9 protein-coding genes are annotated in these 14,653 nt (G+C 27.3%); 5 read left to right on the top strand and 4 right to left on the bottom strand.

Going from position 1 to position 14,653, the window contains the following annotated elements:
- Nucleotides 1-25 precede the first annotated feature (25 nt).
- From pfkA to BCF59_RS00475, 3 genes are read right to left on the bottom strand one after another with little or no spacing between them, the layout of a single operon-like run.
- Complete coding sequence (gene pfkA / locus BCF59_RS00485) at nt 26-1,000, bottom strand: 6-phosphofructokinase (protein ID WP_134110132.1); 975 nt, start codon at nt 998-1,000, stop codon at nt 26-28.
- Between the two features lie 10 nt (nt 1,001-1,010).
- A complete protein-coding gene (locus BCF59_RS00480) occupies nt 1,011-1,841 on the bottom strand; it encodes a bifunctional 5,10-methylenetetrahydrofolate dehydrogenase/5,10-methenyltetrahydrofolate cyclohydrolase (RefSeq protein WP_134110129.1) in 831 nt (276 codons plus the stop codon).
- The gene (locus BCF59_RS00475; RefSeq protein WP_134110126.1) at nt 1,829-4,312 is read right to left on the bottom strand and encodes a valine--tRNA ligase; all 2,484 of its coding nucleotides are present in this window, start codon (nt 4,310-4,312) and stop codon (nt 1,829-1,831) included. The genes BCF59_RS00480 and BCF59_RS00475 overlap by 13 nt, the downstream gene beginning before the upstream one ends.
- Before the next feature lie 199 nt (nt 4,313-4,511).
- Between BCF59_RS00475 and BCF59_RS00470 the strand changes: the two genes are divergently transcribed.
- Nucleotides 4,512-5,435 carry a site-specific integrase gene (locus BCF59_RS00470; RefSeq protein WP_134110123.1) on the top strand — a complete coding sequence of 308 codons (924 nt, stop codon included), beginning with the start codon at nt 4,512-4,514 and terminating at the stop codon, nt 5,433-5,435.
- Between the two features lie 39 nt (nt 5,436-5,474).
- Here BCF59_RS00470 and BCF59_RS00465 read toward each other — a convergent pair whose 3' ends face one another.
- Nucleotides 5,475-8,750, bottom strand: coding sequence for a type I restriction enzyme subunit R domain-containing protein (locus BCF59_RS00465; RefSeq protein ID WP_134110120.1), 3,276 nt, complete (start codon nt 8,748-8,750; stop codon nt 5,475-5,477).
- 264 nt (nt 8,751-9,014) lie between these two features.
- On the opposite strand from BCF59_RS00465, the gene BCF59_RS00460 reads away from it, so the two are divergent.
- The 4 genes from BCF59_RS00460 to BCF59_RS00445 all read left to right on the top strand — a co-directional run bounded on the left by BCF59_RS00460 (nt 9,015) and on the right by BCF59_RS00445 (nt 14,582).
- Nucleotides 9,015-9,224, top strand: a complete 210-nt coding sequence (locus BCF59_RS00460) for a hypothetical protein (RefSeq protein WP_134110117.1) — start codon at nt 9,015-9,017, stop codon at nt 9,222-9,224.
- Between the two features lie 380 nt (nt 9,225-9,604).
- Nucleotides 9,605-10,507, top strand: coding sequence for a type II toxin-antitoxin system death-on-curing family toxin (locus BCF59_RS00455; RefSeq protein WP_134110114.1), 903 nt, complete (start codon nt 9,605-9,607; stop codon nt 10,505-10,507).
- A gap of 192 nt (nt 10,508-10,699) precedes the next feature.
- Nucleotides 10,700-13,390, top strand: a complete 2,691-nt coding sequence (locus BCF59_RS00450; protein WP_166666778.1) for a type I restriction-modification system subunit M — start codon at nt 10,700-10,702, stop codon at nt 13,388-13,390.
- Nucleotides 13,380-14,582: a restriction endonuclease subunit S gene (locus BCF59_RS00445; protein ID WP_134110109.1), complete on the top strand. Its 1,203-nt coding sequence runs from the start codon at nt 13,380-13,382 to the stop codon at nt 14,580-14,582. Before BCF59_RS00450 ends, BCF59_RS00445 begins: the two co-directional genes overlap by 11 nt.
- Nucleotides 14,583-14,653 lie beyond the last annotated feature (71 nt).

Here is a 14,653-nt window from a genome sequence, read left to right as displayed (position 1 = left end):
TAAAAGGCACCCGAGTAGGGTGCTTTTAGTATTGGTTGTGTTTGTTGTATTTGATAGCTCTAGTTATTGCCTTAGCTTTTGAATTATTTTGCATTGATAAGGCTTCTAAAATTGGGAATGCTTGAACTAAATTATTAATAACTCCGACTGCTAAGCCTGATTTATTATCTAATAATAATTCCACAGCCTTAATTCCAAGCATACTTGCTAAAACACGTTCTGAAGCGGTTGGTCTACCGCCACGTTGGATGTGATTTAAAGGATTGGTGCGGGTTTGTCAATTAGTAGCTGCTTGAATTGCATCTTGTAGTTTTTGAATATCATAGCGTTTTTCAGAAACTACAATAATAATGCTACGACGGTTTGGTTGTTTAGTTAATTCTACTGCCTTTGCAACAATATCTTCAACACTTAAAGTGTATTCGGATGTAGCAATAATTTCAGCACCGGTTGCCAAACCGCTATATAGTGCTAAATCTCCGCAATTATTTCCCATTACTTCTACTATCATGATCCGTCTATGACTACGCGCAGTATCACGCACGTGGTCTATGGCTTCCACAATGGTATTTAAAGCAGTATCATACCCAATAGTAAAATCACTAGATGCAATATCATTATCAATAGTTCCGGGAAGTCCAATGGTTTTAACACCTAATTCATGCAATAATTGTGCTCCTTTATAACTTCCGTCTCCACCGATAACGATTAATGCTTCAATTCCGCGTTTTTTAAGATTTTCAGCAGCTTTAATGCGATATGGTAATTCTTTAAACTCCGGAAAACGTGCCGAATAAATGCAGGTACCACCTTGGTTGATATAAGCATCTAAATCAATATCATCAGAATGGATGATCTCATCGTTATATAAACCCTTATAACCTTCTTTAACTAAATAAGCTTCTAAACCATTTGCCTTAGCTGCTTTTGCGATTGCACATAAAGCAGTGTTCATTCCTGGTGCGTCGCCACCAGAAGTTAAGATAGCAATTTTTTTCATATATGTACTCCTATCTAATAATATCCATTAAGTTTTTTAATAAAGAAACTACAGTTACTGGTCCTACACCACCGGGAACTGGGGTAATAGCAGAAACTTTATCCTTCACTGATTCAAAATCTACATCACCAGCTAAGGTTTCGGTTAGTTTGTTGTCCAAATTAGTTCCTACATCAATTACAATTGCACCTTCTTTTAAGTTATGTGCTTTAACGTGTTTGGCTTCACCAATTGCGACGATAACAATATCACCACTTTCAACACCTTTTAAACCGGTGCGTTCATTAAAGGTAGCGACATCTGCGCCCATACGTTTAATTAAGTGTGCAATAGGCTTGCCAACCACTTTGGAACGACCAACTACACAAACTTTTTTATCTTTGACATCAATATTGTGATGTTCTAATAATTCTAAAATTGCACGCGCTGTAGCAGGAATAAAGTGTTTTTCCGGAACATCATTATAAAGTAAAAATTCATTACGTGATGATAATCCATCGATGTCTTTTTCGTGTGGTACTGCATCTAAGATTACCTGTTGTGGAATATGATCTGGTAGCGGAAGTTGAATGATGACACCAGATGATGTTTCATTGATATGATCTAATTTTTTTAGTAAAAGTTTTTGTGTAATAGTTTCTGGAAATTTGTGTAAATGTCCAATTAAACCAATTTCACGGCATTTTTTTAGTTTTGAGGTAACATATTTATTTGAAGCAGGGTTGTCCCCTACTTGTACGATAGATAAAATAGGTTTGTCTTCATCGCTTAATTGTGCGATTTCGTTTTTTAATTTTAATAATTCAGCTTGCGCTAATTCAACACCACTTAATATTTTCATTTAAGCTCCTCTTCGTATTTTTGTAAGTCGGATTGATATTTTTGTAATTTTTCTCGTTCTAATTGGACTTTTTCCGCTGGTGCTGATTCAATAAAACGAGTATTTGTCAACATCTTTTCGGCGCGTTCTATTTCAAATTTGGTTTGATCGATTTTTTTAATTAAATCCGTTTTATTTTTTTGTTTTAAAACTTCATCCATTTTAATGTATAACTTCTTGCCGTCAATGCTAATTAAAAAATCTACATTAATTTTGGTTTGTGCATATGCAAGTTTATTAATCATTTCTATCGCGGTTTGGTTTAAATCGCTTTGATAATGATATGTAAGGATTTCTTTTTTAGAAATTGCATTTTCTTCACGGTATTTTCTTAGTTGTGTGGTTATTTTGATTACTTCATCAATATATTCCACTTCTTTAAATTGTTTAAATCGTGGTCAACTTTGTTCTAATAATTCGCTGTTATATATTTGATTAAACAAACGATCTGTAATAAATGGTAGGAACGGATGTAAAATAATTAAAACTTGTTTAAAAATTTTGTGTGCTTGATTTTTGTTTTGTGTTTTTAGAAATTCTACATATCAACCACTTAAATCACTAAAAATGAATTTATAAATCAAACTTCCTACCACAGCAAAATCGTATTTTTGCATTAATTTTGTAATGTTTTTTGACAAATTAGCAAGTTTATTTAAAATTCATTTATCAGCATTAGATAAAGTATTATCAGAATTTATAGGTAAGTCTTTAATAAAATTTGCTATATTTCATAATTTATTGTTGATCCGTCAAGCGGCTTCAATTTTTTCTTTTGAAAAACGAATATCCATTCCTGGTGCTGAATTGGTTATCAAAAATCAACGAAGTGCATCAGAACCATATTCATCGATTAGTTGCATCGGATCTACACCATTATTAAAAGATTTAGACATCTTACGTCCATCTTCAGCACGAATTAAACCGTGAAATAGTAGTTGTTTAAATGGAATTTGTTTCATAAATTCTAAACCAAAAAAGTACATTCTGGCCACTCAAAAAAAAATAATATCATACCCGGTAACTAACAGCGATGTTGGATAAAATCTGTTTAATATTTGATTTTTTTTTGGTCAATTCAAGAACGCAAATGGCGCGATACCTGATGAAAATCATGTATCTAAAACATCATGGTCCTGAATTCAACCTTCTCCTGGACTTTCGATTTGTACTTTGATTTCATTGTTTTTATATCAAGCAGGAATTTGGTGTCCTCATCATAACTGGCGTGAAATAGTTCAATCATGTAAATTTTGCATTCATTGACGTATGGTTTTTTTGAGTCTAACAGGGAAGAATTTAACACTTTGTTTGCTTGATAAATTTTTAAGAACTAATTTAGCAAAATGATCCATTTTAACAAATCATTGCGGCAAGAGTAAGGTTTCTATAACGGTTTTAGAGCGATCAGAAACAGCCACATTTGATATAACATCTTCAATTTTTGTAATATATCCGTTTTCTTGTAAATAATTTGCAATTGCTTGCCTTGCTTCAAAGCGCTCCATTTTGTCGAATTGACTTTGTGGACAATTAATAAAACCGTTTTTATCAATTGTTTCAATTATTTTTAAATTGAGTTTTCTGATAATTTCAATGTCGGCTTCTGCGTGTGCCGAAAGCTTCATTAGACCACTTCCAAATTTAGGATCAACATATCTATCAGCTAAAATTGGTAATAATTTTTTCGTTAAAGGGTGTTCTACAAACATTCCTTGATATTTTTGGTATCTATGATCATTTGGGTTATAAACCACCGCAACATCACTTAATAAAGTTTCGGTTCGTACAGTTGCAATCGTCAAAGAGTCATCACTATTATGAATTTTGTATTTTATATAATACATTTTTTGGGGAGTGGGGACATTATTTACTTCAATATTTGAAAGTGCGGTTTGTAATTTGATATCTCAACTAATTGCACGAAAGTCCTTGTATAAATAACCTTTGTTATATAACTCAATAAATACTTTTTGCACCGCTTGATTTGTCTGTTGATCTAAAGTGAAGTGTAAATTTTGATAGTCTAATGCTAATCCCATTTTATACCACTGTTGCACGAAGATTTGTGCATGTTGTTCTTTTCAATCTCAAATCCGAGCAATAAATGCCTGACGGCCTAAATCGTGCCTGGTTTTATTCTCGGTTTGCATTAAGACATCTTCAACTTTAGACTGAGTTGCGATTCCAGCATGATCCATTCCCGGAACTCACATAACATCATAACCTTTCAATTTCTTAAAACGAATGATGCTATCGGGTATATATGAATCTAAAGCATGACCTAGGTGTAATTTTCCGGTTACATTGGGCGGTGGTAATAAGATGGAAAAAGGTTTTTTAGACTCGTCATGAGTCATAAAAAATTTTTTAGTTCTTCATTTTGCTTCAATATCTTTTTCTACTAACTTATGATCGTAATTTTTATTCATAAAACCCCCTGTCTAAGTTATAGAAAAACTTATTTAATTATACAATAAATTTTCATTTTTTAGCATTGCTTTTTTAATTTTTTTACTATAATATATAATTTTAAGTTTATTGATAATGTTTTGGTTTTACTGACGACTTATTCTTTTTTTATAGCTTAATATAGATAAAATTATAGCTTGCATGAGTTAGGAAGGACAAATGAATAAAAAACAAGACATTTTATTTTATAAATATTTTCAAAGTTGAATTTATATTTACAAAAAAGGTTCCATTCGTGATATTAGTTTTAATAAATACTCATCTGCTTTAGATTGATTAATTAAAATTGTTCCGAATCTTAAATTAAGTGAACTGAATCGTTTAAAATATCAAGAAATTTTAAACGAATATGCTTTATACCATGAAAGACCAACAACAATGGATTTTCACCATCATCTCAAAGCATGTTTATTAGATGCTTTTGATGATGGTTTAATTGAAAAAGACCCCACTCGCAATGTGGTAGTTAAAGGAAAACACCCGAAAAAAAAGAAACCAAAATATTTAAGTAAGTTTGAACTACAACTTTTAATCAAGCAACTTAAGTTGAAAAATAAAATTAATTATGATTGATTAATTTTACTAATTGCTAAAACTGGATTGCGCTTTTCGGAAGCAATTGCTCTAACACCAAGTGATTTTGATTTTAACAAACAGTCTCTGAGTGTAAATAAAACTTGAGATTATAAGACTAATAGTGGGTTTCAACCGACTAAAAACAAAAGTTCAGTACGTAAAATCCAACTTGATTGAATGACTACATCGCAATTTGCTGGTTTAATTAAAGATTTACCTGATGATCAACCGATCTTTTTGATCAAAGGAAACCTATTTAATTCTACAATTAATGATATTTTGCAACGCAGATGCAAAAAAGCTGATATTCCAGTAATTACTGTGCATGGTTTAAGACATACACACGCATCAATTCTATTATATGCTGGTGTCTCAATTGCATCAGTAGCACGTAGATTAGGACATGCTAGTATGAATACTACTGAAAAAGTATATTTACATATTATTAATGAATTAGAAAACAAAGATATTGATTTAGTAATGCGTTCAGTATCTAGTTTGACATAAAAAGGTAAAACTCATGCAAAAATAAGGACATTTCAGTCCTTATTTTTGCTCTCTATTTTTAATTATTGTATTTCGGATTTGGGTTTCTAGGGTTATGTTATCTACACGGGTGCCCTCGAATTCTTTTTTCTTATTTAAATACTCTTTTCCTCTTTGATAATTAATTGTACTACGAAGTTCATCAAAAATTCCGCCTTCATTCAAACGATTCGAATTATTTTCTTCGATCTTACGCGCAATTTCTGGATTAGCTCCTAAATTTATATATTCTTGATTGTGTAATCTTTCCTCTTCTTCATTTGCTCTTTTTTCAGCTAAGTTTATTAATTCATCATAGTTGCTGATTTGATTTGATTTTAAAACTTCTATAATTATTTGCTGTAATTTTTCGGGAAATATAGTAATTTTTTCACAAAATTTTTCACGGATTTGATTTAAGTTTTCTTCGTTTTTTTCTGAGTTTAATTGTTTAATTAAATTATTTAAGTATTTTGCATCTACTTCTAGTTTAGAAGTGTTGGTTTTTGCTAAAGTTTTATTCAGTTCAATTGAATAATCTAAATCATAATTAATTTGATTTTGAGTGTCGCTTTTAATCTCATCTTTTGGGATTTCTAAAAAACGTTGGCTTAAGGTGTTAAAAATATGTCTGCTAATATTAAGGTCTTTTCTTTCGTTATCTAAAAGAATTCCTAAAATCTTTAATGAAGCGACATTGCGTTTGATTTTAATAAATTCATTGGCAAATGACATCAACTCTTTTTTTAGAGTATCATAGTTATCAACATTAGCATCTAATTTTGGCAATCTACTGAAATTGTTGATATTTCAGTTTGAAAATAATTTTTTAATCTTATCAAATGATTCATTGATTTCACGAATATAAACATCTTTATTTGCAATGGTGCATTTTTCGAAATCTTGGGTGGTATAAAGTTTGAAAGCATCCTTAATGCGTTGTTGCATTTGAAATGGTTTACGATAAAAATAAGCGCTACCAAATTGTTTGGTATTTTTATCTAAAATTCTGTTAGTTCTCGAAATTGCTTGAATAATATGCTCGTTTTCTAATAATTTATCAAAGTAGATTGCATTTATATATTTTGAATCAAAACCAGTTAGCATTTGGTCTACAACGATCAATAAATCTAATTGATTTCCTACTTTTTTATTAACTTCATAATATGGTTCTTTATGTGCCAATCTTGCAGAAAGGTCTTTTTTGAAATTAGCATGTACTTGTTTGTCTGGTTTACTATAATCAAAAGTGGTAGCAAAATTACGGTTATAAGCATCAATTATTTCTTTAATTTCTTCGTGTTTTGGTTGGTAGTTAACATCACTAGAATCAATACCTGGATCAAATAAGGCTGTTACTGTAAAAGATTTATTTAAAGGAGTTTTTTTGATTTTGTCTTTGAGAATTTTGTGATATTTAATTGCATCTTGGATACTATTAACTGCAAAAATAGCACCAAATTTAAAATCTGAAGAACGATCATTTCAATTTTTTAAAATATCATCAACAATACTTTGTTTATACATTGTTTGTAAATAATTTTCATCAGAGCCTAATTTTTTATCGAAAATGCCATTAAAAAATTCATTTTCAAATTTTTCTACTTCTTTATTTTCTTCGGCATTAGTGTAGTTTTGTTTTCATTTATCTAATAAGTTTCATAACTTTTCAAATTCGGGGTATTTATCTCTTAAATCAGAACTTATTTGGTTTAATTCATTATCAGAAGTGTTATGGTTAAGTTCAATTCCTAAATTATTCTTGTTATTAATTCTTTGACATACCCAAAATTTAGCAAGGTCTTTTAAATAAATTGTTTCAATGTTGAATTTTAAAACTTTTTCATCTTCCATTCCATTTAAAATGGTGTATTTGTGTATTTCGGGTCCAAAAACGTCTATAGTAGTTAATTCTTTATTTTTAGCATTTTGCTTAAAAATCGGGGTTCCGGTAAAGCCGAGTAATGCACAAGATGGGAAATTATCTTTTAAAGTGTTTAACATTTCACCAAAAGTAGAGCGGTGTGCTTCGTCAAAAATAAAAAGAATTTTTTTATCAATTAGTTTGTTTAATTTATTTTGTGTAAATTTTTTAAAATTAATGCGTGAACCTTTTTGAATTGAAGCGATAATAACCTTTTTACTAATATCATTTTTAGTGATTAATTCATATAAATCATCGGTATTTCGGGCTTGAAATATTGTGACTTCGCCCTCTTCGATAAATTTGTTATATTCATAATTTGTTTGTTGACCTAATTCGATGCGATCCACTAAAAACACTACACGATGTGCTAAATTTTTTTCCATTACTAATGATGCTAATTTAAAACTAGTTAATGTCTTACCAGAACCGGTTGTGTGTCAGACATAACCTAATTTCAGTGGTTTTTCTGTGGAATGTAATCAAGTATCTTTGATTTCTTTGAGTTTGTCAATAATTTTTTTCACTGCGTGTTGTTGGTAACTACGTAATAATAAAACTTTATTTTCATCTGCTTTTGGTACAATGAAATCAGCCAACATTTCGTGTGCAGCTGGAATGCTTAAGAATGATCTTACAATGTTTTTATAACCCATTATTTCTGTATTATTTTCATCTCTTCAAGATAAATAAATGTTAGAATTATCAAATTCTGTATTTTTGTCAACATTGCTAAAATATCTCATTTGTGTATCATCCATTGCAATAAGTAGGGTTATCATTGAGGCCAAGCCGTTGTCATACACACCTTTTAAATGGTAGTTTTTAAATTGATTGATTGCACTAGTATAAGAACTTTGGTTTTCTTTTTTAAGTTCAATTTGAATTAAAGGTAACCCATTAATTAATAAAACAATATCGGCGCGATGGGCCTTTACATTTTCATATTTATCTTTGAGCCATAATTGTTGTGCTATTTGATAATAGTTATGTCCTGCACCACCACTAACATTTCTTGGAAAGATATCTAAAGAGACTTCTTTATTATATCCTGCTGTATCATTAAGATTGTTTCGTGTAATGGTGATTTTTTGATTTAATAAAATACCAAATTTACAGATTCTAGAGTTTTTGTCGTTAATTTTAGAGATAATTTCATTCATCTCATTATCATTTAATTCAACATTATTTAATTGTGCTTTATTTCTGAGAAAAATAATTTTTCTAAAGTTTTCAATTAACTTCTTTTCGGTGCAATTTTTAAGCACGTTTTCAACTTCGTTATTATCTTTAGAAACTGTTTTTCATCCAATTTCCTTTAGAATATTAATTATTTCTGATTCTAAGTAACTTTCAGAATTTTTATTTTGCATATTACTCCTTATAAAATAATCTTACAAATTATAAAACTTTCAAAATAAATTTATAGTTTTAAATTAAATAAACTAAAAAATACCAATATAAAAAATAATGTTTTTATAATTTGATTTTCAAAAAAACTTATAATTTTATGAAAATATTAAAATTTATTATTAGAGAAAATGGATCAAAAAACCTTCTAAGTTTATTGATAAATACATGAGTCTTTTGATATTAAATTATGTGATAGATATTTCTATAAACTATTTAATAAATCAATGGTTGATAAATTTACTCTCATTTGCAAAAGATTAAATTTTCATACTGATAAAGATTTTGAAATCTTAAAAACAGTTATTGCAAATGCTATTGAAGTGATGTTTTATCATTTAAGCACCGATAAAATTTCAAAATCTTTATCAGTGAATGCGCGGCAGAGGATTTTAGATATATCAGTAAGGTTGATACACACATTGATTGTTTATTAAGATAATGTTAATATTGAATTAATAGTATATTTTATTTATTTTCTAAATTATTTATATTACTCTTATAATGTCATAAACTTATAAATGGAAATAAAAGATTTGCATATTTCTTCTTGGTCAATTTAACTAGAATTTGTGGTTTTTATTTCAAACTAAGTAATTTAAAATGGGTTGATATTTATAAATTAAAAAGAATAAAATATCTATATTAAAAAATGTTAATTATGAAATATTTGCTACATAAAACTTTTTAACAATTATTTTATTCAAAACTTTATTTAATAGAAACTTGTGAAACTAAAATTAATGTTTTGTAAAACATAAACAACAAAATTTATAAAATATATCAAACTTTTCATTGCTAAACTTATAATTTAACTATGAAAAAAATAAACTTAATTCTTACTAAAATTGAACTAGAAAAGATCAATAATTTTATTGATACTTATAAAAAAGAAGGGATATATAAACAAAATAACAAATATTTTTTTAGTCAAAACCAATCAAACGAAGAATGTCGGATATCTTATTATGTCTTAGATTTAAATACAGATGAAGATTTTTATTTACTTGCTGAATTTCTTAATATAGTTAGTAATATGACACTGCTTACCGTAAGAAAAAATTGAACTAAAGAAGTAGATGACTTTAAATATATCAATCCAGCAGATACTCACGGTATATATTTATTAAGACATTGTCAATATGGAATTACAGATATTTTTGATTTCTTTTCAAAGCTATTTATAGCCCTTTTAAAATGTCATATATTAGTTAACGGAAATAAAAGATTTGCTTATTTCTTTTTAATTACTTTATTAAGAATTTGTGGTTTTGAATTTAGATCAAAAAAATCAAAATTACAAAGCGATGCTCAAGTTTATTGTTTTGTATATAAGTTACAAAATAGAGAATATCAAGACATCATTACAGATTATAAAAATCTTAATGGAAATAATTCTGTTGATTTGAATGTCAAATATATTAAATATTGCAGCGATGATATAGTAAGCAAATATTCTAATTTATCTATAAAACAAAGACAAGACGCTACAAAACAAGAAATCAAAGAATGAATTCAAAACAATGTAGTTTTTAGTTTTGATAAAATTTGAAATGATGATCTAAGTTCTAAATCGCTAAATAATAAAGGAAAATTAAGTGATGAAGATTTTTATCAATTAACAAATGATTTTAACAATTATCCAACCGAAGTTTGACTAAAAGACAATAACATTTGAGAGGAAACAGATCAAGTTTTACAAATCTTAGCAAAAATATAACTTAAAGACTTGTGTTTCTGAGAAAACCATTTATTAAAATCTTTTATTACTATGACAAAGTGATAAAAGATTTTAATACTAAAAATTTACTTATTAATTTTAATGCTGTAAATGAAATTTAAAACAAATTTTTCGTATATTTCAAATGTTAAATATAATTTAACTAATATAAATTATATTTTAAGGAGAATAATGACTAAAAAATCAATAGAAATTTCTAAAAAAGAGAAAATTAGTAAGCAACAATTAGCTAACAAAATCTGAGAATCTGCAGACGACTTAAGAGGAAAATTAGATCCATCAGAATATAAGAATTTTATCTTATCACTTATTTTTTATAAATTTCTATCTCAAAAACAATTAGATTATTTAAATAATCTTGGTGATTATACACAGGAAGAAATAGAATATTTTTCAGATGAGAAGTTCAAAAATGATAATTTTAATATTAATGGTATTGATAAAGCAAAATACGAAGAAATTAAAGAAAGTTCTCAAAATAAACTGGGTTATTTCATTCAATTTAGATATCTTTATTCAACTATGACTAATGAAAAATACAGATCTAAATATGAATTAAATGCTGATAATTTAAGAAATGCAATTAATGATTTTAATAAATCCATATCTGAAAGCTCAAATGAAGCATCTAAAAAATTATTTGAGGATATTTTCTATACATTTACTAACGAAATGAGTAAGTTAGGAAGTAGTTCGAATGTCCAAACCAAGCAATTACAAGAATTAGCATATAAAACAGTTAATGAAATTCCAACCGATTCACAAAACTACGATGTTTTAGGATATATTTATGAATATTTAATTAGTATGTTTGCTTCAACTGCGGGTAAAAAAGCTGGCGAATTTTATACACCTCATGAAGTTTCAAGATTAATGGCACAAATTGTAGGTTATCATTTTAAAGACCGCGACAGAATTTCGGTTTATGATCCAACTTCGGGTTCTGGTTCATTACTTTTAACAATCGGTGATGAAGTGGAAAAATATATTAAGGATCGTAAAAAAATTATATATTATGCACAAGAATTAAATAAAGCAACCTTTAATTTAACCCGTATGAACTTAGTAATGAAAGATATTATCATTGATAATATTTATGTTAATAATGCTGATACATTAGAAATGGATTGACCTTTTGATCGTGCTAATAGAAATAAACAACAAATAGTAGATGCAGTGGTAGCCAATCCGCCTTATTCACAGAAATGAGAAAATAAAGAAAAAGCAAACGATCCAAGATATGTTGGTTTTGGATTACCACCTAAAGCAAAAGCCGATTATGCATTCTTATTGCATAGTTTATATCACTTAGATAATGAAGGGATTATTACGATAGTTTTACCACACGGAGTGCTTTTTAGAGGAGGACAAGAGAAAGAAATTCGTAAGAAATTACTACAAAATGGTAATATTTCTGCAATTATTGGATTACCAAAAGATATTTTCTTTAATACTTCAATCGCTACTATTATAATGGTCCTAAAGAAAACATCGGATAATAAAAATGATCGTAGTGTGCAATTTATTGATGCATCAAATTTATTTGTGAAAGGAAATAAAAAGAATCAACTTAAAGAAGCACATATTAAGCGTATTGCCGATACTGTAAATCAATATAAAGAAATTGAAGGATTTTCAAAAATTGTAAGTTTCGAAGAAATTGAAAATAATGACTTTAATTTAAATATTTCTAGATACATAGATAACTTTAAAAAAACAACAGCTTATGATTTATATGCCACAATGCATGGCGGAGTGCCAAATATAGAAATTAATTTACTTGATAAATATTTTAATGTTTTTAAAGACCTTAAAAATACATTATTTAAAACAATTAATAATGACTATAGCTCATTTAAAAATCCCGAAAATATCTCTGATGACGTAAATATTGATTTGAAAGTACAAGCATTTTTATTAAAATTTAATGAACTAAAGCAACAATACAGTGATTTCGTTCAACAAATAACAGATTCTCCAAAAAAACTTTTAAATCTTTCACAAAGTATTATTGAAAACAAAATAACAGATTTTGTCTTTAACGAAGTAAAAGATATTGAATTGCTAGATCAATATGACTTATATCAAATTAGCGTTGATTCACTAGAATTAATGAATGAAGATATTGTAATTATAGCTAATTTATTAAAAAACAAAGACTTAAGTTTAATTGTTAAAGATACGTTGAATATGCAATTAACTAAAGATAATAAAGTAGAAAAATGGAGTAGTGAAATATTGGATAAAGAATATTATTTATCTTGTAAATACAATGATGAGTTCAAAAATATCCAAATTCTACAAGAAGACATAAATACACTTAAAAGTGAAATTGATAGCATTTATGAATCAATAACCGAAGAGGAACGTGATGATAAACTATTCTCTTCAAAAGGATTTAAAAAATCAGAATTATTAAAATATGTTAAAAATCTCTCAAATAATTCTTCTGAAGAGTTAGAAGAATTAGATAAAAAATTAATTGAAGCAGGTGAAAAATATACTTCATTAGAAAAATTAGAACGCAAACTTAAAGAATTTTCAATAGAATTAGAAACCAAATCTTATCAATCTGTTTTAGAAATAACTGAATCAGAAATTATTAACAATTTACAATCTAAATGATTAAAAAAATTATTTGAAAATATCGATAATCATGCAAATAACATCATTGAGGATTTTATAAATAAATTACAAACTTTATCCGAAAAATATAATGAAACCTTAAGTGATATTGATAATCAAATTAAAGAACAAGAAACTAAACTTATTGAAATGCTTTCTGATTTAAAAGGTGATGAAGCAGATTTAAAAGGAATAAATGAATTTATTAAGATTTTAAAGGGTAATAATGAGTTCTAAAAAAGAAGATGTTCCCGCAATTAGATTCAAAGAATTCACTGACGCTTGAAAGCGGTGAAGCTTGGGGGATTTAGGAAATTTTAAAAGTAGTTCAGTAGATAAAGTTATTAGACCAAATGAAAATAAAGTGTATTTATTAAATTATTTAAATGTATATAAGGGTGAAGAAATAATAGAAAAAAATTTAGTATTTAATAGTGCTAGTTTAAAACAAACATATGAATTTGATATAAGAAAATCCGATGTATTTTTTACTCCCTCATCAGAAACTATTATGGATATTGGTTATGCTAAAACTGCATTAAAAACGATAGAAAAAGCAGTATTTTCGTATCATTTAGTAAGGTTTAGACCAAATTGTAATATATTTGTTGATAGTTATATTGATAATATAGTTCAAACTTCGAAATATCGACAAATTTTTCAAATTGAAGCACAAGGAGTACAAAGATTTTTTATAAGTCTAAATAATTTTAATAATATTGAAATGTGAATCCCCAAAATAACTGAACAAGGAAAAATAACTTCTTTATTTACTTCTTTAAATACCTACCTATCACTTCTTCAACGAAAGTACAATTTTGCAATTTTAACTGTCTTTGTGTTCAAAATATGTTTTTTTGACAACAAAATTATTGTATTTTATTCAGAAATGACTTTTGTTTGAAAGCGGTGAAGCTTGGGGGAAATTACAAATATTTTTACAGGAGAATTTGTTAATAAAAATTTACAGCGTGATAACTATAAATTTCCTGTTTATAATGGTGGTATAGAAAATACGGGTTTTTATAAAAATTATAATCAATATAAAGATAAAATAATTATTGCTGCCAGAGGAGCCGCGGGTTGAATAAATTATGTAGATTGTGATTTTTGAGCCGGAAATTCGGTATATTCATTGGATTCTATTGATAAAAATATTAATAATTATTTAATTTATTTATCTTTAAAGTACAAACAAAATGAATTAATAAAGAAATCAAACACAACAACAATACCATCTATTTTAATTACCCACTTAAATGGTTTTAAAATACATTTACCAAAAACTTTTGATGAACAAATTTTTATTTCAAATACATTTAAATTTATAAACTCCTACCTATCACTTCTTCAACGCAACAAAGTTTTTGTAATAATCATTGTAAAATTGCATTATTCATTAATTATTGTCATAATAATTAATTATTAATTAAAATAAAAAAGTCTCTAGTTAAGTAAATAAATGTTTGAAATTACTTAATTAGACACATTTTTTATTAA

The organism is Mycoplasmopsis mustelae (genome assembly GCF_004365095.1).
GTDB classification, from domain to species: Bacteria; Bacillota_I; Bacilli_A; order Mycoplasmatales; family Metamycoplasmataceae; genus Mycoplasmopsis; species Mycoplasmopsis mustelae.
Note: the sequence above shows the minus strand (reverse complement) of the source record. Positions and strands in the feature narration are given on the sequence as shown.